Here is a 25,586-nt window from a genome sequence, read left to right as displayed (position 1 = left end):
CAAGTAGGAAGTGGCTATTCACGCTCAAGCACGAGGCTCATCGATTAGCGCCATCGCCAGTAAACTCACCGGATGAATGGTTTCCAAATGCGCGTTTTCTTCGATTTGCCACTTACAGGTTTCACAATCGGTCACCGCATAATCGGCATCAGAGGTTTGAATCGCATCAAACAGATGCGAACCAATTTTCTTCGATACCTCGTAGTTCTCTTCTTTAAAACCATAGGTACCGGCTAGGCCACAACACTCACTGTCGAGCACCACCAGTTCTAAGCCGGGGATCATTTTCAGCAGCTCAATCGTAAACATCACATTACCACTGCGCTCTAAATGGCAAGGGGTGTGATACACCACTTTTTTGTGTACAGGTTTCATCTTCGGCGCGTTACCGCTCATAAACTCTTTGAGCAGAAAACGCGTGACGTAATGGATTTGATCCACCACTTGGCTGTTATCTACCCCTAGTACATGCGGGTATTCTTGCTGCAAGGTAAACGAGCAGGTGGAAGAGGTGGAAAGCACCGGCGCATGGTAATCATTGACCATAGCCGTAAGGTGTTTGACGTTGTGCAGCGCGTTTTTACGCGCTTTGTTGTGAAAACCGTTGGCGATCAGGGGCACACCGCAACATTTTTCGCTATCAAGCAAACGCACGCCTATGTTCATCGCGTTCATCACTCGCACAAAGTCTTTACCGAGTTGCGGGTGGTTGTAGTTCACGTAGCAACCATGGAAATAAGCCACTTGCCTTTGGTAGAGCGGCTGGCTGGTGCAGTTTTGTTTAAACCAGCGACGGAACGTGCCGTGCGAATATTTGGGTAAGGTTTTATGGTCATGCACGCCAATGGTTTTGTGCATCAGCTTTTTCACCAATGGCAACGAGGTTGCGGCGTTGACGAGTGGCGCAAACGGCGTGGCGATCGAGCCAAATAAGTCGGTGTGGCTGAGCACAAAGTCGCGCACCAATTTAGGGTTAAGCGGTTTTTTGCCGTATTTGCCACGCGCCACGGCGATCATATCGCCAATTTTGACGCCTGAAGGGCAGGCGGTTTCACAGCGTTTACAGTTGGTACACAGCTTGAGCGCGTCATCATAGTATTCGGCACTTTTGATCCGTAAACGCTCACCATCTGGGCCACACTGTTTAGGGCCGGGATAGTTTGGGTTGGCTTTGGCAACGGGGCAATACACAGTGCACACCGTGCATTTGATGCATTGATCAAAGGTGGTATTTTGCGGTGCAGAGTGAATAAAGGCATGGTTCATAGCAGCACCTCCGGTTGTTTGGTTTGCGTATAAGTCGCAAGGATCTGTTCTACGGCATGATAAGCGGTCGCAATCGCTACGCCTCCGCCACAGCCTTCAAACACGGGGTCGTACCCACTGAGCATTGCGCCGCAACACCATAGATTGTCAATGGTTTTGCCTTGGCGTGACGGATGCAAATTGGCATCGGTAGTGACGCCGAAAGTCATAAACGGGTGTGATTGTGCGGCGATAAATTGGGCATGTCGCCACTGAGCGCGGTCAGGGTTTTGCTGGACGTCCAGCGCAAAGATCGGCTCTTGAATCGCATGTTGTGAGGCTTGTAATCCTTGGCTGAAGTAACTGCCAGTCGCCATCACATAGTGCTCAGCACTGATCGGAAAATCGCGCAGATTTTGAGTATGAATAGCGGTGAGGCGAGAGCCTGCAAAATCGCCATCAATCACTTTGTCTCCCTTGAGTTGCACGCCGCCACCTTGGATGAAACTACGATGCAGCGCTTCTTCAATGCGGATCCCGAGTAGTGATGGGGGCATGGTTGGCACTTCATGAAAGCGCAGTTGGGTTACCTGTTGGAGTTTGCTCATCAAATGCAAACCATCACCGTTGCCCATGATGGCAGGCATGATCACCAGATCATCTGGACGCGCAACGCGCATCAGCTGATCGCACAATGCATTCCACGCCGATTCTTGGCGCAGCAAACGCGCAATATCAATCGAGCGCAGCTCGTTAGGATTACGTCTGAACCCTTCAAAGCCGGGGATAGAAACATTCACCGTGAGCATCGGCGTGTTAGCAAGCTCAGGGCGCTGAGCGAGGTTATCGCGCAGCATCGCAGGTTGAAAATCGCGATAGCCGTCAATCGCAACAATCACGATGCGTGAAAAGTCGGCATTACCACGATAAGGGTAAACAAAAGGCTGCGACAGCCAAGTATTTTTTAGGGTGCCAAGCGGGGTAATGCGCCAGTGGTTGGCCCCGTCGGGTTCGTGATGCAAAGGGACGTGCGCACTGTCTAAAGTGCGTTTGAACCACATCAAACCTTTCTCGCTGTTTTTGCGTCCGACTTTGCTGTAAGGGTGCTCTGGTGCTTGCTGTTGTAAAGCTGAAAGTGCGTCAAACGGCTGATTCACTACGCTGCCATCCGGCAAACGGCCAAGCACATCAATCGAGCCGGAAGAAAAATGCAGCGCACTTTGCCCTTGGTTGATTAACACCACTTTTTTTCCGGCTTGCAGTGCGCGCAGGGCGGCGCAGTATCCGGCAATTCCGCCACCGATGACGGCCACATCATAATGCATCATTGTTGTTTCTCCGTGGCTGAGTCGAAGGAAGGTAAATCGCTTGCACCGAGCAAGCCTTCGTAAATCCAGTAGCTAAATTCTGCTTCGCGTAGCGCATCGCCCCAGAAAATCGGTTTGATGCCTTTCCAGCGCTCTTCCAGAAAATCGACCAACAAATGGCTCGATTGGCAACCCGAAACTTGCCCGTATTCACTAAACAGACTGGCTGCGCGATAGCTACACAGCTCACCCTGACAAGGTCCCATGCCCAAACGAGTACGGCGCCGTAGGTCGACCAAATTATTCACATCCAACTGCTTGATGGCGTATTCGATTTCACCGGCGGTGACCATTTCGCATTCGCAGATCACCGCTTGGCTTTTCGCATCATCGGCTAAAAAGCTCGCAGCACGCTCACCGTGGCGATAAATGGCGGATTCATAAACCGGTTTGGCGATACTGGCAGTCTTTTTGAGTGCTTTTGGCGCTTGCTGAGATCCTGGTAAAGGGCGTAGGTGCGTTTGGCAACTTTGGGTATTGCCAAGTTTCTTGGCGACCAAATCGGTGGCCCACTCGGCCATCAAACGATAAGTCATCAGTTTGCCACCGGTAATGGTGGTGAAGCCTTTCAAGCCGTCACGCTGCTCGTGATCCAGCAAAACAATACCGCGACTGATATTGCGGCCACTGCCATCATCATCCACTGCGACCAGTGGGCGAACGCCCGCATAAGCGCGTAATACGCGAGTGTTGGCCATAATGGGGGCGAGTTTTGCGCCCTCGGCGAGCAAAATATCCACCTCTCGTTCAGTGACATGCAGATTATCGATCTGGTCATAATCAATGTGCTCGGAAGTGGTACCAATCAGCGAAATGGTATCGCCGGGAACCAAAATGTCCGCATCGGATGGCTTACGGCAGCGGTTAATCACCAGATTATTAATGCGGTAATCCAAGATCAGCAGCGAGCCTTTGGCGGGGAACATCTTGATGTTGAGATCCGCGTATTCGCAGATATTTTGTCCCCAAATACCTGCCGCGTTAATCACTTGCTGGGCGAAAATATCAAACTTAGCGCCACTGCCTAAATGCTGGCAACGCACGCCGAGCACATTATCTCCCTCACGGATCAATTGGGTCACTATGGTGCGGTTAAACATTCGCGCGCCGTGCTCTTTGGCATCCAGCACATTGGCCGCACACAGGCGAAAAGGGTCGAGCGTACCGTCAGGCACTTTCACCGCGCCAATCAAAGCAGGGTTGACATTCGGCTCAAGTAACAAGGCTTCTTTAGGTGTTAAGCGCTGCGTTTCAATCCCTGCATCACTGCAGGCGTGAATAAACGACTCCTGAAAGCCTAAATCATCTTCTGGCAGAGTGATAAACAAACCGTCGGTGGCTTCAACGCAGTGGCGCGCGATGGATTTCAGAATTTTGTTCTCTTGGATACACTCGCGTGCCGATTCAGAGTCAGTGACCGCGTAACGAGCGCCGGAGTGCAGCAAACCATGATTGCGACCTGTGGTGCCTGCGGCAATGTCATCTTTTTCAACCAGAATACAGCGCAATCCGCGCAATGCGCAGTCGCGCAAGATTCCGGTTCCTGTTGCGCCGCCGCCAATGATGACCACGTCGGTTTCCATTCTTTGATAAGCCGTCATGAGCTCAACCTTATGCAATCAAAACACATAGGGTTAGTGTGCCATTATTTTCATTTCATGTTCGCTATCTTGCTCACAAAAGCGCGAACGAGCATTTTTGTGATATTGTGAATACAGAATCGCTTTCAGTGGTGCAATTTTATGCGATTGATCTATTGATGATTAACATTGTTGATAACATTTATTATACAAGTAGTGCTCGTTTGAGTGCTTATGTTTTAAGGCTCACTATTCAAAGTAAGCTCGAATTTTAGTGAAGATGCACGCCAAATGGTTCTTAAACTAATGATTTAGTAATCACTTAATAACGCTGCTGATGATTTGGGTGGGGCTGAAAAGAGATTGGAAAAAGATGCGTTGTTTAACAAAAAACGAATTTGTTAATAACAAAATTGTGCTCGAACACTCATTAATCGCGGTCGTTTATTTTCGGGATGAGGAATTTGTGCCAGATTCAGCGTCGAACAGTGAACTTGTTCATCCAATAACGGCTATTTAAATACAGGTTATTAGAACTGATGGGTGTAGGCGGTCACCACGACATAAACCTAGTAATGCTTAAATTTCAGAGAATAGTGCTGATTATCTAAGCATAACTGGTTTTTGGTGCTGTTTTATGCGGTTCTGGTAGCAAGATAACAAAAAGGACTCTGAACTATGAACCAAACAAAGCAACATACTCTGCTCGGGCAGTGTATCGCCGAGTTTATCGGTACAGGATTACTGATTTTCTTCGGCGTCGGCTGCGTGGCCGCACTCGTTTTAGCAGGTGCTCAATTCGGACAGTGGGAAATCAGCATTGTCTGGGGTTTTGGCGTATCGATTGCCATTTATTGTACGGCTGGGGTTTCTGGCGCGCACATTAACCCTGCCGTCACTATCGCTCTGGCCGCTTTCCACGGTTTTGATAAAGCGAAAGTGCTACCTTACATCGTTTCACAAGTGGCTGGTGCGTTTTGTGCGGCAGCACTGGTCTACAGCTTGTACAGCAATCTTTTTACCGATTACGAAATCGCCCACAATTTTGTACGTAGCAGCCAAGAAGCCTTAGCCACTGCGGGGATCTTCTCAACTTATCCGCATGCTTCTCTCTCTTTTATGGGAGCCATGGCCGTGGAGTTCACCATTACAGCGGTACTGATGTTCGCGATTTTGGCTTTGGGTGATGAAAATAATGGCGCTCATCGCAACGCGATGAACCCTCTGTTGATCGGTATTCTGATTGCGGTGATTGGCGGATCATTAGGTCCATTGACTGGCTTTGCCATGAACCCTGCGCGTGATTTCGGTCCTAAACTGTTTGCCTACTTAGCGGGATGGGATTATGCCCTGACTGGCGCAAAAGAGATCCCTTACTTCATCGTACCGATTGTGGCTCCGATTTTAGGGGCATGCTTTGGCGCTTGGGCTTACCCGAAATTCATTGCCGTTTACCTACCCAAAGTGGGTACAGGTTGTACTATCCCCAATCAGTGTGATAGTGAAGAAGAAGCCAAAGAAGCCCACGTATAACACGTAAAAAACAGAAAAACCTTTGAAGCAAGAACGTGAAACTATAAGGAATAGAACATGACTGAGCAAAAATACATCGTCGCTCTCGATCAAGGCACAACCAGTTCTCGTGCTGTGGTATTGGATCACGATGCGAATATCGTGAGCGTTTCTCAGCGTGAATTTACTCAAATCTACCCAGAAGCTGGGTGGGTAGAACACGATCCGCTAGAAATTTATGCAACCCAAAGTTCGACTCTGGTTGAGGCGTTAGGTAAGGCGGGTATCCGCAGTGATCAAGTCGCAGCCATTGGGATCACCAACCAACGTGAAACTACGGTGGTGTGGAATAAAGAGACAGGTAAGCCTGTCTACAACGCGATTGTTTGGCAATGTCGCCGAACTGCGGCAATTTGTGAAGAGCTAAAAGCACGCGGATTAGAAAGTTACATTCGCGAAAACACCGGTTTGGTGCTCGATCCTTACTTTTCAGGCACCAAAATTAAATGGATTTTGGATAACGTAGAAGGCGCACGTGAGCAAGCCGAGGCCGGTGAACTGCTGTTTGGTACCGTAGATACTTGGCTAGTGTGGAAAATGACCCAAGGTCGCGTACATGTGACGGACTACACTAACGCATCACGTACCATGCTGTTCAACATCAACACCTTGCAGTGGGATGAAAAGATCCTCGCCGAATTCAATATCCCGCTCTCCATGATGCCGGAAGTGAAAAAATCATCGGAAGTGTATGGCCAAACCAACATTGGTGGTAAAGGTGGTACGCGTATTCCTATCGCGGGGATTGCGGGTGACCAACAAGCGGCGCTGTACGGCCAAATGTGCGTGCAAGCGGGACAAGCGAAAAACACCTACGGTACGGGTTGCTTCTTGCTGATGAACACTGGACAAGAAAAAGTGACCTCGAACAACGGTTTGCTGACCACGCTAGCGTGTGGCCCACGTGGTGAACCCGCTTATGCACTGGAAGGTGCGGTGTTTATGGGCGGTGCATCGATTCAATGGCTGCGTGATGAACTGAAACTGATTTCCGATGCTCGCGACTCAGAATACTTCGCCACCAAAGTGGATACCTCCAATGGGGTGTATGTGGTGCCAGCCTTTACGGGTTTAGGCGCTCCGTACTGGGATGCGTATGCGCGTGGCACAATTGTCGGCTTAACCCGTGGTGTGAACTCAAACCACATTATTCGCGCAACGCTGGAAAGTATCGCTTACCAAACGCGTGATGTGTTGGATGCGATGCAAGCGGATTCCGGCATCAAGCTTTCTGCGCTGCGTGTCGATGGTGGTGCGGTCGCCAATAACTTCCTGATGCAGTTCCAAGCAGATGTATTGGATACCGAAGTGCATCGTCCGAAAGTCACGGAAGTCACCGCGTTAGGTGCCGCTTATCTAGCCGGTCTTGCTGTTGGTTTCTGGGATGGTTTGGAAGAGCTACAAGGTAAAGCAGAAATTGATCGCAGTTTTGCGCCGCATCATGATGAAGAGAAACGCCAACGCCGTTACAAAGGTTGGAAGCGTGCAGTGAAATGCGCCCAAGCGTGGGCTGTGCTGCACAACGAAGAAGAGTAATTTTCTTTTATCCATAACAATAATGCCCGGATAAACCGGGCATTATTTTTTCATCTGGGGAATTAAGCCGCGCTCGAAGACGCGTCAGGCTTTTTTTCCTGCTGCATTTTCACCAAGAAGTAGACGTTGACGCAGGCAATAAAGCCGTTAGTCACGACGACAGGCCAAGCATCAATCATCAAGCCGTATGCAGTAAACAGCGCACAACCAATAAAATTCAGTACACGCAGTCTGACGATGTCTTTCATTGTCAATGATACCGCCACCATGATCGATGCCGCGTATCCTAAAATTTCAACCATACTCATTTCCATTATTTGACCCTCTATAAAGTGTGGACAGTGTTAGTGTCGTACCAATCCTCTCATCGTGAGAGTAGTGAGGAAGCTCCATGCCTCGAATGGTTATCTTGGTAAGTTTGAATGCTGAATGTACAGACTCGAACCTCAAGAAAAGATGCTGTTGTATCGCTATTTTAGTCAATGTTGCGCTTGCAGGAGCATCCCGTTGATTCACTATCATTACTATAGCAATGGAAAATATGTGACGAAAGGCTCGTAATTTTGTTCGGTGAAGGTTAGCGATTACGCAAACGTTTAATGTCGATCACGTTCAGTTTTTGCAAGGCTGACGTTGATAAAAGCGTTAACGCGTTTGCCTTAAATCGAATGAGAGAAACGGATTGGCGCAATAAAGAAAACCCACCTTGCGGTGGGTCTTAAATTATCAGGCTTTTTTGCCTTGAGTCATCTGCTTATCGTGCTCAGTCAAATCTTTGATACGACGGCTGATGTCACGGCGCTCTTTAGAAATTTCCGCGCTCTTGATGATGTGGTCATCGACACGATCTTCGTAGTCAGACTTCATGTTTTTAATGATGCCAAGAATCTCTTCGTGGCTCATGTTTGGCTTGATGTAGTCCAACAGGTTAACCAACAGTTCAACACGCTTACGGTTATCACGAACTTTTTTCTCGTTATCATCGAGTTCGCGTTGAAGTTTATTTTTGCGACGAGCCAAGCTCACAATTTCAAATACGCTGTTCATAGGTTCCTTTTCCTACTTTTAATGCAACTGCGAAGATTAAAACACAACAATTCTTTTCATAACAGACTTAAGATCAATATGCCGCTTAACTTGGCCAATTTATCGCCACTCAGTGTGTTAGGTGATTGTACATCAGAAAAAATGCGCTATATCATGTGCGCCATTCATGAAGACATGATGAGCAACCATGCGTATTTCTGAAATTTTGGTTCCCCAGCCGCCGGTGCAAACTGAGCCTGACGCTACAGCTGTGAAGTTGCGTGAAGCTTATGTGCAAGAGCGTCATGAGCTTGAGTTGACCGAAATTGAATTAAACCGCGCCAAAATTGTCATGATTGACGAGGATGGCAAGTTGGTTCGGTTACCCCTGTTAACCGAGCACTAAATACCGACTGCGGGTTCGCCCGCCAGCAGAAGGACAGCACGATGAATATTCAACTCTCCCCACTCGAAGCCCGCGTAATTGGCTGTTTGATTGAAAAAGAAGTCACCACGCCCGATCACTATCCGCTGACACTCAATAGCTTAACCACCGCCTGTAACCAAAAAAGCAACCGCGAACCCGTTCTCAACCTCAGTGAAGCGGAAGTACAAGATACAGTGGAAGCGCTGATTGCCCGCCGTTTAGTCAGTGATGAAAGCAGTTTTAATAGTCGCACCAGTAAATATCAGCATCGGTTCTGCAATACGGAATTTGGTGATTTGAAGCTCAATGAACAAGAACTCGGTTTGGTTTGCTGCTTATTACTGCGTGGTGCACAAACGCCGGGTGAGCTGCGCACGCGTACCAATCGCTTATGTAACTTTAGTGATGTGAAAGAAACCGAAGCGGTGTTAGATCGTTTAGCCAACCGCGCTTCCGGAGCCTTAGTGGTTAAATTGCCACGCGAACCGGGCAAACGTGAGTCACGTTATCACCACCTGTTTTGCGGTGAAGTGGATATGAGTGCTTTTGCGTCGAGTACAGAAAACGAAGGCATGGCCTCTTCTCAGTTAGCAGAATTAGAGCAAGAAGTGGCAGCACTGCGTGAAGAGGTGGCCGAGTTGCGTGCACTGATTGAACTGCATTTAGGCTAATGGAAACCTCGGCTGAGTTGTCTTCACCTTGGTTTGTTTATTTGGTGCGTTGTGCAAATAACGCACTCTATTGTGGCATCACTACCGATGTATCGCGTCGCTTTGCCCAACATCAAAAGGGCAGCGGCGCGAAAGCGTTACGTGGTAAAGGACCATTGACGTTGGTATGGACACACTCTGTTGCAGAGGGGAAAAGCGCTGCACTCAAACTCGAATACCGAATCAAAACACTCTCTAAAGCGCAGAAAGAGGCATTGGTTTCTGGTTGTGCTTACATCGAACAAAGCGACATCATTTTCAGGTGATTATTCCAAATTAGTGAACAGGATCGTCTGGTTTACTGGGAAAACCTCATTCTTGTATTAACCTTGTTTATGGAATCACCAAAAACAGGTTGGTAACGGAATGAATATTCAAACAAAAAGTACTTTAGCAGTGGTCATGGCAATGGCCTTCTCTTCTTCGGCATTAGCTTCTAATTTGTTGATGGATGCTCGCGGTGCCGGTATGGGTAACACGGGCGTTTCTACGGCGGATTATCTGCTTGCTCCCTACTACAACCCTGCGCTGACGGCGGTGTATCGTAAAAATGACTCATTCGGCATTTTGCTGCCCAGCATCGGACTGCGATCGGAAGACAAGGATGAATCACTCAAAACGATAGATGATTTGCAAGATTCCATTGAACAGTTTGAGCGCGCAGGAGTCGGGGCGGCAACGCAGGAAAACGTAGATCAGCTCAATCGTTATCTCGATCAATTGGCGGATGATAAACCCTTGGCCGTCACAGCAGGGATTGGTATTGCAGTCGCCCTACCTCTCGATGCAGTCTCCCTCAACTTTTTTACCCGCGGCTATGCAGAAGTGATTGCGAAAGCCAATGTGGCAGAGAAATCTGGCAACAGTGCCAATGAGGTGAAAACTCGCTATGAAAGTTCCGATGTTGATTTAACTGCGTTTGGTTATACCGAAGTGGGTATTGCTATTGCCAAACAAGTGGTATTGGCAGGACAAACAGTCGCGTTAGGGGTTACTCCCAAAGTGCAGCAACTCAGAACCTATCAACAAAATCTCTCCGTCAAATCATTTGAATTAGATAACTATGATCAGAGTGAAGTAAGAGATAACTCTTTTAACTTAGATATAGGCGCGGTTTGGTTGCTAGATCAGTATCGTTTCGGTGTGGTAGCGAAAGATCTGTTTGCCAAAGACATCCAAACCATGAATAAAAACAACACCTACAAGCTTGATACGCAAGTAACGGTATCGGCGAGTTATGTGAGTAATTTCTTTGTGGCTGCTATTGATCTTGATGTCACTAAACAGCGCCGCTTCAACGGTGACAACGATGATACCCAGTTTATGCGTTTCGGGCTGGAAGGAAATGCATGGGGTTGGGCGCAGCTACGAGCAGGGTATGAAGTGGACTTGCAAAACTCGTTAGATAACTCGGTTTCTGTCGGTCTTGGTGTCAGCCCGTGGGATGTTGTCAGCTTAGATTTTGCAGGCTCCTATGCTGGGGATAATCAATTTGGCCTTTCTGCGAATCTTGCTTTCACATTCTGAGGGTGATTTGCTGAATAAGTGAGCAGTTGCAGGTGTGAGAATCCGTTTTTCCCACACCTGCACTATGAATTACCTCCATGATGCTTAATAATCAGTAACAACAATTTCCCACTCAGGGCAAAAAGCGTTCACCTTTCACTTATGAATCATCACCGAGCTTGTGGGGCCATTCGTAGGCAGGAGAGGAAGAAAAGCTCGTGAGGAAGCTATGAAAAAAAAGCTAATGTTCTCGCTGCTTCTAACTGCAGCACTCTTCAGCACAGAAGGCTATACCAGTTCACTCAAAGGTTATTGGCATTACGATGATTTTCTCGCGAAGTACCCAGAACAACATCAGTTGACGGATCAACTGGCGAAAATGGTTCGCGAAAAACCGATCCCACTTGGTGTTGAGCAAAAACAACCGATCGTGATTTCTGTCGTCTATCCTGGACAACAAATCTCAGACTATTGGGTTCGTAACATTAAAGCTTTTGAAAAAAGGATGGATGAGCTCGGTATTCGCTACCAAATTAATCAAGTCTTTACTCGCCCTAATCTGGATACTCGTCAACAAAGTGTTTCATTAATGGAAGCACTGAAAAATAAAAGCGATTATCTGATTTTTACGCTAGATACGACGCGTCATCGTAAGTTTATTGAGCACGTATTACAGTCTTCACAGACCAAACTGATATTACAAAACATCACAACACCAGTGAAAGATTGGCAAGGCCGACAACCTATGATGTATATCGGCTTCGACCATGAGTTAGGTGCGCAGCAATTAGCGAAACAATACCAATTGATAGCACCGAACAAACCATACTCGGTACTTTATTTCTCTGAGGGGTACATCAGTGAAGCGCGCGGAGATACCTTTATTCAAGAAATGAATGAAGCGCACCGTTTTCAACTTGCTTCTTCCTATTACACTAAGGCTACCGAACAAAGTGGGTATGAGGCGACCTTGAACATCGTTAAAAGTAACCCAGAAATTGGTTTTATCTATGCGTGTGCCACAGACATTGCTTTGGGCGCAGCCCAAGCATTAAAAGAGCTAGGGCGACAGGATATTCTACTCAATGGTTGGGGTGGGGGATCTGCGGAATTAGAGGCGTTGGCAAAAGGCGAACTCAATATGACCGTGATGCGTATGAACGATGATACGGGAGTTGCGATGGCAGAAGCGATTAAATGGGATCTTGAAGGTAAAACGGTACCTTTGGTGTATTCCGGTGATTTTGAAATCGTGACTCAGCAAGACTCGACTCAACACGTTGAAGCGCTGAAAGCCCGCGCGTTCCGTTATTCGGATCGCTAGGGATAAGAGGATTACGTGTTTGAACATTCGACCTAGCCAGATTAAGCACAAACAACGCATTGCTTCCTTCATTACGCATGCTGTCGTCATCGCAATGGGGATTTTGATCGTCAGTGTTTTATTTCAAAGCTATCAGATCAGCAGTCGTTTAATGGCTCAAGAAGGGCAGCGTACTTCGGTTCAAACCTCCAGCCTGATTCAAAGCCTATTTGATTTTCGGCTCACAGCACTCAAAATTCATCAAGACAGTACCGCCAAAAATGCCAGCTTGATTCGGGCGCTAGACAGCCGCCAAGCCAGTCAGTTGGATGAGTTTTTTTCGAGTGTTGATGAGCTCGAACTTTCTAATGCTCCCGATCTGCGTTTTATTTCCAGTAACGATACGATTTTGTGGGATGACGGTAATGCGTCTTTCTATGGTATTGCTACACAAGAGCTGAATAAACTGATTCGTAGAGTCGCGATCAGTGGTAACTGGCATCTGGTTCAAATGCCGAGTGACGGTAAATCGCTTTATCTTTTGGTTCGTCGATCTTCTTTGATTGAGTCCACTACTGGGCATGTGATGGGATACCTCTATGTCGGTATTGTATTGAATGATAATTTTGCCCTTTTAGAAACTATCCGTAGTGGCAGTAATTCCGAAAATCTCGTGCTAGTGGTGGACAGCACGCCACTGGTCTCTACTTTGAAAGGGAACGAACCCTACTCGCTAGATTATGTCGTGCATAGTGCCAAAGATGCGATGCGTGATAGCTTCATTGTTGGGCAAACTTTTTTAGAAGTAGAAAGCGTACCGACGTATCTTTGTGTTTATTCGATCCAAACCAACCAAAACGTCCTGACTTTACGTGATAACTTCTATTTTTGGATGGCGTTTGCACTGGTTACGATGATTGGAGTCTCGATGGCTTCTCGTTGGTGGTTGCAAAAACGTATTCAGCGTGAAATCGAAACCTTAATGAATTACACCCACAAGTTGATGGATTTAGACACCAAGAGTCAATTTGCGGGGTCAAAAATTTACGAGTTTGATTACTTTGGGCGAACGCTCGAACAGTCGTTTCGCCGCTTAGCTAACAAAGAAAAGCAGTTTGAAGATCTGTTTAACTTTGCATTATCACCCACCATGCTTTGGAACACCGCAGGGCGTTTGATTCGTATGAATCCCTCTGCGCAAATTCAATTTTTGCGTGAGGATGCACAAAACCATTTTTTATTTGAAATCCTTGAAAAACAGCTATTACCGATGATTACCTACGTCGCGCAAGGTAAAAATCCCAGTGAAGTGACGACAGAAGTGGATGGGCGAGTGTATCGCTGGAACCTCTCACCGATTATGGTGGAAGGGCAGATTATTTCCGTCATTACCCAAGGTCAGGATGTGACCTCGATTGCGGAAGCTGAAAAACAGAGCCAAGTTGCCCGACGAGAGGCAGAAGAATCCGCGCGCGTGAGGGCGGAATTTTTGGCGAAGATGAGTCATGAATTACGTACGCCACTGAATGGGGTTTTAGGTGTTTCGCAATTGCTCAAGCGCACATCATTGACGGATGAACAGCGCGAACATGTCGCCGTTTTGTGCAGCAGTGGTGAACATCTGCTTGCTGTGCTGAATGATATTTTGGATTTTTCTCGTCTAGAGCAAGGTAAATTCCGTATTCAAAAAAATGAGTTTCCTCTCCAAGAGCTAGTGTGTGCTATCGACCGAATTTATCGCCCACTCTGCAATGACAAAGGTCTACAACTGATCGTCAATTCGAATATCACCCGTTCAACGATGGTGCGCAGTGACCAAATTCGCATCAATCAGATTTTATTTAACTTACTCAACAACGCAATTAAGTTTACCCACCAAGGCTCAGTGCGAGTGGAGCTGGAATTGATGGTTGGTGAGCCGTTGGCGCAGTTAGTGATTCAAGTGATTGACACGGGAATTGGTATTCGTGAGCAAGATATGACCGTGATCTTTGAACCCTTTATGCAGGCGGAATCAACCACCACGCGTGAATATGGCGGCAGTGGTTTGGGGTTAACCATTGTGCATAGTTTGGTTGAAATGCTCAGTGGGCAACTGCATGTTAGCTCGGAATATGGTGTCGGCACTCGTTTCGAGATCCAGCTACCTATCGAGTTGGTTGAGGTAGTTGAGCCTGCGCAACCTCCATTATTGTTGCCTGATCCTCATCGCTTATTTGATAAACCTCTGCGAGTGTTATTGGTTGAAGATAACCATACCAATGCTTTCATTGCACAAGCATTTTGCCGAAAATATGGCCTAGATGTGAGTTGGGTTACCGATGGTTTGCAAGCAATTGAAGAGTTGAAATTGCATCGTTACGACTTAGTGTTGATGGATAACCAATTACCTTATCTAGACGGTGTGGAAACCACGCGAACCATCAAACAGGTATTGCATTTACCGACAGTAGTGTATGCCTGTACGGCCGATGGTTTAGAGGAGACTCGACAAGCCTTTTTCCACGCAGGGGCGGAATATGTTTTGGTTAAGCCACTGAAAGAACAGACCTTACATAAAGCGTTAGAACACTTCAAAAACCAGCATTTACATCAGGCAAGCTCAAATTGAGCCGGCGAGGAAAGCTTGCTCTAAAACCTGCTTTTTGAGGGTTTCCGTCAAGGTGATCGGTTGTTCGAACTGAATGCCGATCAAATGCCCATTCGATTTACGCCGAATATTGACGATATGGCTTTTGAGCCGCTTCGGCAGAAAGGGGTCGAGTTCACTATTGATCCGCACTTTAGAGCCCATATGGAGCTCATTTTCACCACGAATGAACACTCCGCAACCTGAAATGGAAAAGTCGACTAACGTGCCCGCATAGTTTTTGTTGTCTTCGCTCACTTCAGCCGGAATCGCCACTTTATAACGTTCATGGCTACGAATCGCTTTGGTCGCAAAATGTTTGGGTGGGCGAATAAACAAAACACAGAAAGGCTTAGTGCTGGGCTGCAAAATGGAACTTTGAAACGCCAAAATATGCCCCAATTCAGTGTCACACATACCGCGTAAGACGATCGCGACATTCTTGAGTTTACGCATCACCAAGGCTTGATGCGCTTTGAGCGGCAGATCCAGCACAATATATTGTTCAATTTTGTGGCCAATCAGGGTGGTGTGGAACGCGTAGTTATCTTGAGGTCCGAATTGAATTTCCGCCGAGACTCGCATGCCGGGTTTTAACAATAACGCCAGTTTATTGAGATCATTGGAACCGACTGCCATATCAAACTCTTAGAGGTTTTTATTCTTGGCAAAGTTATACACCTGAAAGCTGGGTATTTGCTACTTCTTGTTCTGCATTCTTACACTAAGTTGACGGATAAGGTGAGGCCAAGCTGAGCGTTGTCTCAACTTGGCGACAAAACGGTTCGTTAAAACTGAAAACGTACGCCCATACCGATTTGTGGTCCCCAAACGCCAGCATTACGAGTTTCTGCCGTGAGTGACAATTGATCTGTTGAATGAAAGCGAACCCCAGCCATGAACACCGAATGTTCGCCCAATCTGCCAATCCGCGCATGGCCTTCTACTTGGTTGGTGAGCCAGATTCTGCCGCCGAGGTTAAATTCAAGCTCGGTCTCTTTTTCTCCGCCTAACTCTTTTGGCATACGGATATTGTGTACCAACATTTGCCCATACACATCGGCAAATTGATTCACTGGACCATTAAAACCAATCCCACCTGCAATATCCCAATCACTATCGAGTTGAGAGTCGATGCGTGCAATAAAGTGTGAATTATCGGTAAAGTAAGTGCTGAATTCGACGCCACCAGACTCTGGGTTCATTGCGGTTCTGAACTCAAGGAAGTTGTAGTTAAAGTTGTTAGCCATAGCTGGTGCTGAAAGTACCAAGCCGAGCAGCAGGGATAGGTGCGTTTTATTAAGCATAATGACGTTGTCCGCAAGCAATCAAATAAGTGGCAAAGATACCGTAATAGTAAGCAAATTACAGGCCATTTATTCCAATTGAGGACTTATTGAGGGATTTTACGCCAGAAAAAGGGATCTTAGAGGTGTTAAAGAGAGGTCATGACGTGTTTCCAAGGGAAAACCGACAGCGATGCGTAAGGCATCGCTGTCGATGATCAGTACCTGAAATTACAGCAATTCAATATGATCCACTTCAATCTCTGGTGTGCGGCCGTTTTCAAACTCACCGAATAGGCGCACTTTGGTTTCTGGAGTTAGGGTTGCATTCAGGTGGATGTCATCATCCAGTTCAACTTGAATTTCATTGCTACCATCTGAAAACATAAAAGTGTCTTTACGCAGTTGACGAACCAAGTTGCCTTCCACTACCACTTTTTTCTCCATAAAAGGGTTTGATGAATCCAGCAGAGATTGCACTTTCACCACTTCCACAGGACCTTGGAATTGCACACCGGTTTGTGCTTGGTTATCGCCAACAAATTTGATGTGCTGAGAATTGTCAGCAGCTAGGGTTACTGCAGGAGCCAGAATCAGAGCAGAAGTCAGAGCGATAATAGTACGTTTCATGGTTTTTCCTTTTTAATCATTTTGCCTCTTAACGAGACTCTTTGTTGTCTTGATGTGGCTATTAAACGCTATCGGATTTGAACGAATACTGAGGTGACGATTAATATTCGGTTCATTTTGTTGAGTGAGCTAGGTTCAGCACTTATTATGTCGCCAAATTCAGAGAGTTAAGTTGAAATGATTCCGACATCAAAAGCCTTAATGGTGCAAGGCACCACCTCAGATGCTGGCAAAAGTGTTTTGGTTGCTGGGTTGTGCCGTGTATTGGCGCGCCGAGGCATCAAGGTAGCCCCGTTTAAGCCGCAGAACATGGCGTTGAACAGCGCGGTAACACCCGATGGGGGTGAGATTGGCCGCGCACAAGCCGTACAAGCACAGGCATGCGGTATTGCACCAAGCGTGCACATGAATCCGGTATTGCTCAAACCCAATTCCGATACGGGCGCACAAGTGATTTTGCAAGGGCGTGCTTTATCCAACATGGAAGCCAACGCTTATCACGACTATAAAAAAGTCGCGATGGATACCGTGATGGATTCCTTCCAGCGTCTGCAAAACGACTACGAAGCGGTAATGATTGAAGGGGCGGGCAGCCCTGCCGAAATCAATTTACGTGCAAATGACATCGCCAATATGGGCTTTGCAGAAAAGGCTGATATTCCGGTGATCATAGTGGCGGATATTGATCGCGGCGGCGTGTTTGCCCACTTATACGGCACGTTGGCACTGCTTTCAGAGACCGAGCAGGCACGAGTGAAAGGCTTTGTGATTAACCGCTTCCGCGGTGACATTGCGCTGCTGCAATCTGGACTAGACTGGTTAGAGCAGAAAACGGGTAAGTCGGTGATTGGCGTGTTGCCTTATCTACACGGGTTTGATCTGGAAGCGGAGGATGCAATTTCGGCGCATCAAACACTTTCAGCGGATCGCCAACTGTGTGTTGCGGTACCTGTGTTTACGCGAATCAGCAATCACACGGATTTTGACCCGCTGCGACTGAATCCCAATATCGATTTTCGTTATGTCGGGCAGGGTGAATCACTTTCGGGAGCGGATTTGATCATTCTCCCCGGTACTAAATCCACGCGAGCTGATCTCGCTTATTTACGCTCTCAAGGATGGGATAAAGAGATCCTTCGTCACATGCGCTTGGGTGGCAAAGTCATGGGGATTTGTGGCGGCTTTCAAATGCTTGGGAAATGGGTACATGACCCATTAGGTATTGAAGGGGAAGCGGGAAGTAGCGAAGGGCTGGGTCTATTTGCGATGGAAACTGAGCTCACCGCAGAAAAGCGTCTCACCAATGTGCAAGGCACTTTAATGCTAGATGGACAAGAAGTCATCGCGCAAGGTTATGAGATTCATGCCGGACGTTCGACTTGGGCTGAAGATCAAAAAAGTCCGATTTTGCTCAGTGATGGTAGCGTCGATGGGTTAGTCAGTGACTGCAATCAACTCTTTGGTACCTATTTACATGGTATTTTTGACCGCCCTGAAACCGCGCTGCGTGTTTGCCAATGGGCAGGCGCTGCCGAAATTGAACTGTATGACCACAGAGCAGTACAAGAGCGGGCGATTGACCGTATCGCCGATGCGATTGAAGAGCACCTAGACCTCAAACTCTTGTGGCCAGACTTATAAGGAAAATTCACATGTTCAAACGAATTTTGTTGCTGCTGTGTATCGCTTTTAACGTGCAGGTTGTGAATGCAAAAGAGACGCTGCACATCTATGCGGCATCGTCGATGACCAATGCGGTCAATGCCTTGGTCGAAGCCTATCAACAGCAGCATGATGTTAAATTAGTGACGGTGTACGGTGGATCTTCTTCTCTGGCTCGCCAAATTGAAGCGGGCGCTCCAGCCGATCTGTTTATTTCCGCCAATGAAGAGTGGGCGAATTACTTGGTTGAGAAGTCCTTGGTCAAACCGCAAAACGTCACAACGCTTGCGGCAAACAGTTTGGTCTTGATTCGTCCTTCTGCGCAGCCTATTGAAGTATTTGATGTGCAAAATATATCGGCATGGCAAGCAGCATTAGCAGACTCACGATTGGCGGTGGCACAAGTCGATGCCGTACCTGCGGGTATTTATGCCAAGCAAGCTTTGCAATATGCCGGAGTATGGTCGCAACTTGAATCACGCCTTGCGCAAACCAATAACGTGCGTTTAGCTCTGGCGTTGGTGGAACGTGGTGAATCGCCGCTTGGGATCGTCTATAAAACCGATGCTATGCTCAGTGACAAAGTCACGATCGTGACGACTTTCTCGGCGCAGTCACATCAAGCGATTCGTTATCCACTGGCACAACTTAACAATAAAGCCGCAAGTGCTGAGCTGGTGGCGTATTTCCGCTCAGCCCAAGCACAACAAATCTTGCAAGGCTTTGGTTTTGAATCTGCTAGCGAGTAATGAGTTGTGTTGACCGATTACGAATGGGCAGCGCTGGTGCTGAGTTTGAAAGTGGCGGGTTACGCCACGTTATGGTTGCTGCCGATCGGCATCGTGCTGGCGTGGGTATTGGCACGTACTTCTTTTGTGGGTAAAGGGCTGATTGATAGCTTAGTGCATCTGCCACTAGTTTTGCCGCCAGTGGTAATTGGCTATTTGCTGCTGATCAGCATGGGTCGGCAAGGCTTTATCGGCCAATGGCTTTATCAAGTGTTTGGGCTGAGTTTCAGCTTCAGTTGGCGTGGCGCGATGTTGGCTTGTATGGTGATTGCGCTGCCTTTAATGGTGCGCTCGATTCGTCTCAGTCTGGAAAGCGTCGATCAAAAACTCGAACAAGCAGCCCGCACTTTAGGTGCCTCACCACTGCGAGTCTTTTTCACCATCACTTTGCCGTTAACTTTGCCGGGAATTTTGACTGGGGTGATGTTGGCTTTTGCGCGTAGCCTTGGCGAGTTTGGTGCCACCATCAGTTTTGTTTCTAACATCCCAGGGGAAACGCAAACCATCCCGCTGGCCATGTTCACCTTTTTAGAAACACCGGGTTCGGAAATGGAAGCCGCGCGGCTGTGTGTGATCTCCATCGTTATTGCATTGGGTTCACTGTTTACTTCTGAATGGTTAAGCCGGCGCATGAAGCATCGCTTAGGAGTGCAGTAATGAGCGAGGTGATTTTACAAATCCAAAAGCAATTAGGGGATACTCACCTCTATGTGGATTTACGACTGCCTGCATCAGGGATTTGCGCGATTTTTGGCCGTTCTGGAGCGGGGAAAACCTCGTTAATCAACCTGATTAGTGGATTAACCACGCCTGAGCACGGTGAAATTCACCTTGCCGGACGAACTCTGTTTAGTTCATCACAGCGTATTAACCTGCCGATTGAACAACGCAAGATCGGTTATGTGTTCCAAGATGCACGGCTTTTTCCGCACTATACGGTGCGTGGCAACCTCAATTACGGGGTGACTCAAGCTGATCCTGATTATTTTGCCAGCGTCACTCGCTTATTGGCATTAGAGCCGTTATTAGATCGCCATCCACGCGATCTCTCTGGTGGAGAAAAGCAGCGTGTGGCGATTGGGCGTGCACTGCTGTCTAAACCCGATTTATTGTTGATGGATGAACCGCTGGCATCGCTCGATATGCCACGTAAGAAAGAAGTGATGCCGTTTCTGGAAAACCTCGCGCAGCATTTTCAACTGCCGATCCTTTATGTCTCACACAGCATGCAGGAAATTTTGCGCTTGGCCGATCATCTGGTGGTATTGGATCAGGGCAAAGTTTTGAGTTCGGGGCCGATTGAGCAAGTCTGGTCATCCAAAGCGATGCGACCTTGGCAATCATTCAGTGAGCAAAGCACGCTGTTTTCCGCAACGGTGAGCAAACATCACCAAGAATACGGTTTGACTCAAGTTCGCTTGGCGGATGAGGTTCTACTTTGGGTACAGCAAGTGGATGCTGAAATCGGCAGCAGTGTGCGCATGCAAGTGCGTGCCAATGATGTGTCGATAGCGCTAGACAAACCGACCGCGAGTTCCATTCGAAATATTTTGCCAGCACGCATTGTGGCGATTGAACACCAACAACCGAGCAAAAAAAGTGTTTCGCTGAAATTGGAATTGGCACCGAAATGCTATTTGTGGGCGGTGGTTACTGAATGGGCTCACGCGGAGTTGGCGCTAAAGGTGGGCATGTCAGTGTTCGCGCAAATTAAAGGGGTCAGTGTGTCACAACGCGACGTGATCCTGACCCACTAATCTTTTTGTTCCTTAGCCTTACTGATTCTGGTATTGCTTCGCACAGGAAATGGGTTTTGCGCGCTGAGTGTTCAGCGCGCGAGCTTATGGTGTGCACGCGAAAAATGCCCTGCACAAAACGCCCCGACAATCGATAACTCACCGGCAAGACAGAGTGCGGCCGCCACTTCCGCTAAGGCTCTTGCGTGGCCTTGTCCCGCTAATCCCATTAAGGATAAACAAGCTTGTTGGCTGGGTAGACTAGTGCCGCCCCCAACCGTTCCTACCATCAAATTGGGTAACGTTACGCTGGCATACAGACCGCCTTTCGGGTGTATTTCCATGCGTGTCATCCCAATCGCGGATTCCGCGACACATGCGGCATCTTGTCCGCACGCAATGTAGAGTGCCGCCAGGGCATTCGCGTAATGCGCGTTGACTCCGATTGCGCCACTAAGCGCGCCACCCACTGTGGTCATTTGTCCAAACTGCACCATTTTTTCTGGTGTGGTGTGCAGATATTTTTTGACTAACTCAGTGGATAGGTGAACTTCTGCGGTTACTTTTTTGCCACGCACACTGCGTAGCGTGTAGCTGTTGGCTTTTTTATCGCCGGAGAGGTTACCGTCCAAAAAGGCTTGAGTCGGTGTGACCGGAGAGTGGCGCAAAATAAACTCGAATACCGCATGCGTAGCGATGGTCACCATGTTCTGCCCACTCGCATCGCCTGTGGTGTATTCAAACACCAGATAGACGTGATTGCCCTCAATATTGACTTGAATATCTTTGAGCTTACCGTGAGCGGTGGTGGATTGAGCAATCTCTTTCATCTGTTCAAACTGGCTGGTGACCCAACCGACAAATTGTCCGGCTTGCGCTAAAGAGAGAAAGGCAAAGACAGGTGTTCGAGTCACCCCTTCATTGATCAATAGCGCACTTGCTCCCCCTGCTGCGGTGATCAGCTGGCTACCGCGGTGGTATGAAGCAACCAACGCCGCTTCCGTGGTGGCAAGCGGAACCAGATAATCCCCTTGGGCATGCGAACCGTTGACGCGCAGCGGCCCGGCAATTCCGACAGGTAACTTCACGGTGCCGATGAAATACTCGATGTTTTTCTGGTAAGCCAGCATGGTCTGTTCGGTATGTTCATCGAGCAGTAACGCTTGAGCTTGGGGGGCATCCAGTTTTTGCCAGCGCTTCATGACTTGTTGTTCATTGAGTGCGGGGCTTGGCGTTAGGCGTAAATTTGGCCTGTGAAAGCGCGGAGCGAGTTGCTCAGTCAGCATATCGTTATCAAGAGTCGCCATATCCGGCGAATAAGGGGGCAGCAGAGCAAACTTAGGCATAACAGTTCTTGGTATTGAGTTTGCTGGGCATTGTAAAGCGAAAGAGGTGAATTTCAACGCAAGGATAAAAAAGCTTACAGTTTGCTTTAAACGCGCACATCCAACATGGTGCCGAGCATGTCTTGATCGCGCTGAATGATGTTGGTACCGATGCGACTGTAGTGTGATGCCTGATTGAGAGCATTTAAGGCATCAATATGATCGGCATACTGTTTTTTGATTGCCGGAGGAGCAGGCTGCTGACTTGGATCCGTGATTTTAGAGTTTGATGATTCAACAGGGAGGCTAGATTGTTGAATGTCACGCGCGGCGTCCTCCATCATTTTGGAAGATTGCATGAGCATTGAAGAGCCATTAGGGACTGCTGATACGGGCATAGTGTTTACCTCACCTTTGTGCTTAAAGTTTAGCCGTACCGCTTGGGTTACTCAAGTTAAGAAAACAGGTGTGCAATCGCATCGCGCTCTTCTTCGGTCAAAATTGAGGGTTCACTTTGATGGAGTGAGCGATCAATTTCGCCTTGTAGTGCACGAAGTTGCTGTGGGCTTAACTGCTGTAATTGTGATTTCCAACGTTCAAATTGTTGATGACTCATGGCGTGTTCCGGTATTAATGAAAATAGGTCGTTGTTTAGACGTTTTCGACAATCGGTGCTCATCATCCTGATCCGCTCTATGTCGCCGTGTTGTAATACGCAAAAATTAACGCTGGGCTGGTGGTTTTTTGTCCGAAAAGTGTCAGTGTTTTCAAAAAATGCGGTGATATAGTTTAGAAAAGGCTCAATAAAGTTCGGGGGATAATCAAGATGAGCCTGATGTCGCGCAGCATGAGAGGATAAAAAGCCAGTCGTCATCGGACTGGCTTAAGTATTATTTGTCAGTATTCGAACTCACTCGCACTGCAAACTTGCTCGCGAGGGAGTGCAGCTCTGGCAACATGCGATATATCAAGTGCAATTGTTGCAGTACCATCCGTGCTGAACCATCATCATCTTCACGCCATTCCGCCAGACGTTTTTCCAACCCAGAGCTATCAATGTTGCTAGTATCACACTCTTCACAGTGGTCGAATAACTGTTGGTGAAGCAAGTCGAGATGCTGATGAATCACGCGATGTGAATCGAGCACCAACTGATGCACCGTTTCATCATCAAGCCGAGTTCGATGAGCTCCGAGCGCAGAGATGTAACTGAGCAAGGCATGATTAAGGGTTAAGAAACGGAAGCTCTCATCTGCTGCCGCTCGATAACGGCCGGGCTCTGCCAGCATATTGGTGACAGCGGCAGAAAGTGCCGCATCTTGGTTATGGGCATGACGGCGAGCAATGCGATAGCTCAAGCTGTCTTTTTTCCCAATTCGATACTGACCGATGATTTGTGCGAGATACTGCTTGTTGGCATCCACAGCTTCAGCCATGACCTTGTGTAAGCGTTTCGATTGCCAGTCTGGCAAAATCCACGCGACGGCCGCAACAGCTAAAGCACAACCAATCAAGGTATCGGCTAACCTTGGTAGTACAACAGCATAGCCTTCCCCGAGTTGGTTAAAACAAAACAGCACCAGTAAGGTAATAAAACCTGTGGCATAGCCGTAATTGTTCAAGCGAAAGGCAAAGAACATCACCCCAGAAAGTACAATAAACACCAGTTGGCTTTCTTGTGAGGGGAAGAATGTCAGTAATGGTACACCGACAAACAATCCGGCTAACGTTCCTATGATTCGAGCGGTGAGTTTCTGTTTGGTCGCGGCATAGTTAGGCTGACAAACAAATAGGGTCGTAAGCAAGATCCAGTAACCGCGTTCAATACCTAATCCTTGAATGATGCCGTAACCTGCGGTCAGTGCGATAGACATGCGTAATGCGTGACGAAAAAGCAGAGAATCTTTATTCAGGTTTGCGCGTAAACGTTCCCACATGCTGCCTAAGGTGTGTGCTTCGGTATCATCTAACATCCCCTCTTCAGGCTTTGCGACATCAGGATTACTTACGTTATTGAGCTGCTTTTCTACGGTGGCAAGGTTATTAAACAGATACCCTAATTGGCCGAGCAAACTCTTCCAATCTCGGCGATCTTGTTGGCGTAAATAACTGAGAGACAGTTGCAGTTCATCCAGTGCAACGATGGACGCAGAATCATGCTGGTAGCTGTGACCTAAACGGATGGACTGCGCAATATCGCGACAGGCTTTGGCTTGCGTTTCCAATAGATATTTAAAGCGAAAGAGGATGTCTGAGCGGCCAAAATGCTCAGCCAGTTCTTGGTAACGGTAGTGGCTTGAGCTGACGCGTTCGTGAATATCTTGTGCGAGAAAATAGATGTTCAAAAACCGGTCACTGGCACTGTCGACATGCCCGCGTTTCGAGCGCGTAAGAAAGATGGCTTTACATTGGTTCAGTGCGTTTACTGTCGCGGCGTTCAGGTTCGCTTCTGTGATGCGATAAGGCTGCGGTACCATATTCGACACGGGATGAAACAGTGTAGATTTGGCTTCCAAGTAATTAGCCAATTGCAGAAATATATTAGCGAGATTCTGCTGTACCGGTTGCATTGGCCAGAATGCATGCCAAAGCATCGACATTAAGTAGTACCACGCGCTGCCACTGAGTAGCAGCAAAGGCTGGAACCAGATATTGGTGCTTTGGTGCGCCCCGAGCATGGTGTAAATAGCGATCAACAGTGAAGCAAACGCGATGCTCGCGTAACGTGAGCCTAGCGCGCCGAGCATGATAAAGCCAAAGGTTGAACTGAAAAGGCCAATGGCGAACAACCAAGGGGTGCGAAATAGAATTTCAATTGAAAAAGCAGCGATCGCGAAACAGATCAATGTCAGGGTGATCGATTTCAAACGCCCACTAAAACGGTCATCACGTTCGGCGAGTGCCGCCGCAATCACGCCTAAAATGAGAGGGGTAATCCAAGTATTGAGCTGATAGTGCCAAGCGGGGATCACTACACCAAGTAAAGTCAGTAAGATCAAAACACTGTAGTTAACAGTTTTATTTGCCCAATACAGGCGCAGTTGGTTGATTTTTGGCACAGCGCAGCACGTCAGTGAGTATAGAAAGTGGGGAGTTTAGCAGATTGAAGTAATAAGATTCTGATCAAGATAAAGAAAAATCGTGTTTCTGCTATGAAGCGATAAAGTGGGATTGGCTGAATAACTGGGCTGCCAAGTGATTGTTGAGTATTGATTAATCACTAAGAATATTGACATTATCTTTTCATCAGGGAGGGGG

24 protein-coding genes are annotated in these 25,586 nt (G+C 47.7%); 12 read left to right on the top strand and 12 right to left on the bottom strand.

Annotated features, from left to right (window positions below; translation table 11 throughout):
• Positions 1-24: 24 nt before the first annotated feature.
• From glpC to glpA, 3 genes are read right to left on the bottom strand one after another with little or no spacing between them, the layout of a single operon-like run.
• A complete protein-coding gene (gene glpC / locus EPB59_RS15025; RefSeq protein ID WP_001014992.1) occupies positions 25-1,266 on the bottom strand; it encodes an anaerobic glycerol-3-phosphate dehydrogenase subunit GlpC in 1,242 nt (413 codons plus the stop codon).
• Positions 1,263-2,573 carry a glycerol-3-phosphate dehydrogenase subunit GlpB gene (glpB, locus tag EPB59_RS15020; protein WP_154173571.1) on the bottom strand — a complete coding sequence of 437 codons (1,311 nt, stop codon included), beginning with the start codon at positions 2,571-2,573 and terminating at the stop codon, positions 1,263-1,265. The genes glpC and glpB overlap by 4 nt, the downstream gene beginning before the upstream one ends.
• The gene (gene glpA / locus EPB59_RS15015; protein ID WP_154173569.1) at positions 2,570-4,213 is read right to left on the bottom strand and encodes an anaerobic glycerol-3-phosphate dehydrogenase subunit A; all 1,644 of its coding nucleotides are present in this window, start codon (positions 4,211-4,213) and stop codon (positions 2,570-2,572) included. Before glpA ends, glpB begins: the two co-directional genes overlap by 4 nt.
• Positions 4,214-4,870: 657 nt before the next feature.
• Here glpA and EPB59_RS15010 point away from each other — a divergent pair.
• Together EPB59_RS15010 and glpK are read left to right on the top strand one after the other, a co-directional pair.
• A complete protein-coding gene (locus tag EPB59_RS15010) occupies positions 4,871-5,725 on the top strand; it encodes an MIP/aquaporin family protein (RefSeq protein ID WP_055049978.1) in 855 nt (284 codons plus the stop codon).
• A gap of 57 nt (positions 5,726-5,782) precedes the next feature.
• Positions 5,783-7,300 carry a glycerol kinase GlpK gene (gene glpK / locus EPB59_RS15005; RefSeq protein WP_055049977.1) on the top strand — a complete coding sequence of 506 codons (1,518 nt, stop codon included), beginning with the start codon at positions 5,783-5,785 and terminating at the stop codon, positions 7,298-7,300.
• Positions 7,301-7,362: 62 nt separating this feature from the next.
• Here the strand turns inward: glpK and EPB59_RS15000 are convergent, their stop codons facing one another.
• Complete coding sequence (locus tag EPB59_RS15000) at positions 7,363-7,614, bottom strand: YgjV family protein (protein WP_009355552.1); 252 nt, start codon at positions 7,612-7,614, stop codon at positions 7,363-7,365.
• Positions 7,615-8,026: 412 nt separating this feature from the next.
• Positions 8,027-8,347 carry a DUF496 family protein gene (locus EPB59_RS14990; protein WP_001089529.1) on the bottom strand — a complete coding sequence of 107 codons (321 nt, stop codon included), beginning with the start codon at positions 8,345-8,347 and terminating at the stop codon, positions 8,027-8,029.
• A 187-nt stretch (positions 8,348-8,534) separates the two neighbouring features.
• On the opposite strand from EPB59_RS14990, the gene EPB59_RS14985 reads away from it, so the two are divergent.
• The 6 genes from EPB59_RS14985 (at position 8,535) to luxQ (ending at position 14,883) form a co-directional block, all read left to right on the top strand.
• On the top strand, positions 8,535-8,732 hold the full coding sequence (locus EPB59_RS14985) for a hypothetical protein (RefSeq protein WP_001222790.1): 198 nt from the start codon (positions 8,535-8,537) through the stop codon (positions 8,730-8,732).
• A 41-nt stretch (positions 8,733-8,773) separates the two neighbouring features.
• Positions 8,774-9,424 (top strand): YceH family protein, encoded by a 651-nt coding sequence (locus EPB59_RS14980; RefSeq protein WP_055033678.1) that lies wholly within the window; start codon positions 8,774-8,776, stop codon positions 9,422-9,424.
• Positions 9,424-9,729 carry a GIY-YIG nuclease family protein gene (locus EPB59_RS14975; protein WP_055033677.1) on the top strand — a complete coding sequence of 102 codons (306 nt, stop codon included), beginning with the start codon at positions 9,424-9,426 and terminating at the stop codon, positions 9,727-9,729. Before EPB59_RS14980 ends, EPB59_RS14975 begins: the two co-directional genes overlap by 1 nt.
• 100 nt (positions 9,730-9,829) lie before the next feature.
• Positions 9,830-10,990 (top strand): conjugal transfer protein TraF, encoded by a 1,161-nt coding sequence (gene traF, locus EPB59_RS14970; RefSeq protein ID WP_154173567.1) that lies wholly within the window; start codon positions 9,830-9,832, stop codon positions 10,988-10,990.
• Between the two features lie 208 nt (positions 10,991-11,198).
• Positions 11,199-12,293: an autoinducer 2-binding periplasmic protein LuxP gene (locus EPB59_RS14965; RefSeq protein ID WP_055049973.1), complete on the top strand. Its 1,095-nt coding sequence runs from the start codon at positions 11,199-11,201 to the stop codon at positions 12,291-12,293.
• A gap of 19 nt (positions 12,294-12,312) precedes the next feature.
• The gene (gene luxQ, locus EPB59_RS14960; RefSeq protein ID WP_154173565.1) at positions 12,313-14,883 is read left to right on the top strand and encodes a quorum-sensing autoinducer 2 sensor kinase/phosphatase LuxQ; all 2,571 of its coding nucleotides are present in this window, start codon (positions 12,313-12,315) and stop codon (positions 14,881-14,883) included.
• Here luxQ and EPB59_RS14955 read toward each other — a convergent pair.
• From EPB59_RS14955 to EPB59_RS14945, 3 genes are all read right to left on the bottom strand, one after another.
• On the bottom strand, positions 14,875-15,540 hold the full coding sequence (locus EPB59_RS14955; protein ID WP_095458328.1) for a PilZ domain-containing protein: 666 nt from the start codon (positions 15,538-15,540) through the stop codon (positions 14,875-14,877). The genes luxQ and EPB59_RS14955 overlap by 9 nt on opposite strands.
• Before the next feature lie 149 nt (positions 15,541-15,689).
• The gene (locus EPB59_RS14950; RefSeq protein WP_055049970.1) at positions 15,690-16,208 is read right to left on the bottom strand and encodes a hypothetical protein; all 519 of its coding nucleotides are present in this window, start codon (positions 16,206-16,208) and stop codon (positions 15,690-15,692) included.
• Positions 16,209-16,418: 210 nt separating this feature from the next.
• Positions 16,419-16,817 carry a YgiW/YdeI family stress tolerance OB fold protein gene (locus tag EPB59_RS14945; RefSeq protein ID WP_154173563.1) on the bottom strand — a complete coding sequence of 133 codons (399 nt, stop codon included), beginning with the start codon at positions 16,815-16,817 and terminating at the stop codon, positions 16,419-16,421.
• Positions 16,818-16,994: 177 nt separating this feature from the next.
• On the opposite strand from EPB59_RS14945, the gene EPB59_RS14940 reads away from it, so the two are divergent.
• The 4 genes from EPB59_RS14940 to modC are packed head-to-tail and all read left to right on the top strand — an operon-like array spanning position 16,995 to position 21,024.
• Complete coding sequence (locus tag EPB59_RS14940; protein ID WP_154173561.1) at positions 16,995-18,458, top strand: cobyric acid synthase; 1,464 nt, start codon at positions 16,995-16,997, stop codon at positions 18,456-18,458.
• 11 nt (positions 18,459-18,469) lie between these two features.
• Positions 18,470-19,228 carry a molybdate ABC transporter substrate-binding protein gene (gene modA / locus EPB59_RS14935; protein ID WP_195707166.1) on the top strand — a complete coding sequence of 253 codons (759 nt, stop codon included), beginning with the start codon at positions 18,470-18,472 and terminating at the stop codon, positions 19,226-19,228.
• 6 nt (positions 19,229-19,234) lie between these two features.
• Positions 19,235-19,924: a molybdate ABC transporter permease subunit gene (gene modB / locus EPB59_RS14930; protein ID WP_154173559.1), complete on the top strand. Its 690-nt coding sequence runs from the start codon at positions 19,235-19,237 to the stop codon at positions 19,922-19,924.
• Positions 19,924-21,024: a molybdenum ABC transporter ATP-binding protein ModC gene (gene modC / locus EPB59_RS14925; protein WP_154173557.1), complete on the top strand. Its 1,101-nt coding sequence runs from the start codon at positions 19,924-19,926 to the stop codon at positions 21,022-21,024. Before modB ends, modC begins: the two co-directional genes overlap by 1 nt.
• Positions 21,025-21,095: 71 nt before the next feature.
• Here the strand turns inward: modC and EPB59_RS14920 are convergent, their stop codons facing one another.
• The 4 genes from EPB59_RS14920 to yccS form a co-directional block, all read right to left on the bottom strand.
• Positions 21,096-22,349 (bottom strand): hydroxymethylglutaryl-CoA reductase, encoded by a 1,254-nt coding sequence (locus EPB59_RS14920; RefSeq protein ID WP_154173555.1) that lies wholly within the window; start codon positions 22,347-22,349, stop codon positions 21,096-21,098.
• Between the two features lie 86 nt (positions 22,350-22,435).
• Positions 22,436-22,726: a hypothetical protein gene (locus EPB59_RS14915; RefSeq protein ID WP_154173553.1), complete on the bottom strand. Its 291-nt coding sequence runs from the start codon at positions 22,724-22,726 to the stop codon at positions 22,436-22,438.
• A 56-nt stretch (positions 22,727-22,782) separates the two neighbouring features.
• Complete coding sequence (locus EPB59_RS14910) at positions 22,783-22,944, bottom strand: hypothetical protein (RefSeq protein ID WP_095458333.1); 162 nt, start codon at positions 22,942-22,944, stop codon at positions 22,783-22,785.
• Between the two features lie 274 nt (positions 22,945-23,218).
• Positions 23,219-25,387, bottom strand: a complete 2,169-nt coding sequence (yccS, locus tag EPB59_RS14905) for a YccS family putative transporter (protein ID WP_154173551.1) — start codon at positions 25,385-25,387, stop codon at positions 23,219-23,221.
• Positions 25,388-25,586 lie beyond the last annotated feature (199 nt).

The sequence above is a fragment of the Vibrio metoecus genome, from assembly GCF_009665255.1.
GTDB lineage: Bacteria > Pseudomonadota > Gammaproteobacteria > Enterobacterales > Vibrionaceae > Vibrio > Vibrio metoecus_B.
The sequence above is the reverse complement of the archived record's forward strand: the minus strand, read 5'-3'. Positions and strand labels throughout refer to the sequence as shown.

Bases quoted from the DNA above. Each gene is read 5' to 3' on its own strand.
- glpC (WP_001014992.1), bottom strand. From the start codon at position 1,266: ATGAACCATGCCTTTATTCACTCTGCACCGCAAAATACCACCTTTGAT.
- glpB (WP_154173571.1), bottom strand. From the start codon at position 2,573: ATGATGCATTATGATGTGGCCGTCATCGGTGGCGGAATTGCCGGATAC.
- glpA (WP_154173569.1), bottom strand. From the start codon at position 4,213: ATGACGGCTTATCAAAGAATGGAAACCGACGTGGTCATCATTGGCGGC.
- EPB59_RS15010 (WP_055049978.1), top strand. From the start codon at position 4,871: ATGAACCAAACAAAGCAACATACTCTGCTCGGGCAGTGTATCGCCGAG.
- glpK (WP_055049977.1), top strand. From the start codon at position 5,783: ATGACTGAGCAAAAATACATCGTCGCTCTCGATCAAGGCACAACCAGT.
- EPB59_RS15000 (WP_009355552.1), bottom strand. From the start codon at position 7,614: ATGGAAATGAGTATGGTTGAAATTTTAGGATACGCGGCATCGATCATG.
- EPB59_RS14990 (WP_001089529.1), bottom strand. From the start codon at position 8,347: ATGAACAGCGTATTTGAAATTGTGAGCTTGGCTCGTCGCAAAAATAAA.
- EPB59_RS14985 (WP_001222790.1), top strand. From the start codon at position 8,535: ATGCGTATTTCTGAAATTTTGGTTCCCCAGCCGCCGGTGCAAACTGAG.
- EPB59_RS14980 (WP_055033678.1), top strand. From the start codon at position 8,774: ATGAATATTCAACTCTCCCCACTCGAAGCCCGCGTAATTGGCTGTTTG.
- EPB59_RS14975 (WP_055033677.1), top strand. From the start codon at position 9,424: ATGGAAACCTCGGCTGAGTTGTCTTCACCTTGGTTTGTTTATTTGGTG.
- traF (WP_154173567.1), top strand. From the start codon at position 9,830: ATGAATATTCAAACAAAAAGTACTTTAGCAGTGGTCATGGCAATGGCC.
- EPB59_RS14965 (WP_055049973.1), top strand. From the start codon at position 11,199: ATGAAAAAAAAGCTAATGTTCTCGCTGCTTCTAACTGCAGCACTCTTC.
- EPB59_RS14955 (WP_095458328.1), bottom strand. From the start codon at position 15,540: ATGGCAGTCGGTTCCAATGATCTCAATAAACTGGCGTTATTGTTAAAA.
- EPB59_RS14950 (WP_055049970.1), bottom strand. From the start codon at position 16,208: ATGCTTAATAAAACGCACCTATCCCTGCTGCTCGGCTTGGTACTTTCA.
- EPB59_RS14945 (WP_154173563.1), bottom strand. From the start codon at position 16,817: ATGAAACGTACTATTATCGCTCTGACTTCTGCTCTGATTCTGGCTCCT.
- EPB59_RS14940 (WP_154173561.1), top strand. From the start codon at position 16,995: ATGATTCCGACATCAAAAGCCTTAATGGTGCAAGGCACCACCTCAGAT.
- modA (WP_195707166.1), top strand. From the start codon at position 18,470: ATGTTCAAACGAATTTTGTTGCTGCTGTGTATCGCTTTTAACGTGCAG.
- modC (WP_154173557.1), top strand. From the start codon at position 19,924: ATGAGCGAGGTGATTTTACAAATCCAAAAGCAATTAGGGGATACTCAC.
- EPB59_RS14920 (WP_154173555.1), bottom strand. From the start codon at position 22,349: ATGCCTAAGTTTGCTCTGCTGCCCCCTTATTCGCCGGATATGGCGACT.
- EPB59_RS14915 (WP_154173553.1), bottom strand. From the start codon at position 22,726: ATGCCCGTATCAGCAGTCCCTAATGGCTCTTCAATGCTCATGCAATCT.
- EPB59_RS14910 (WP_095458333.1), bottom strand. From the start codon at position 22,944: ATGAGTCATCAACAATTTGAACGTTGGAAATCACAATTACAGCAGTTA.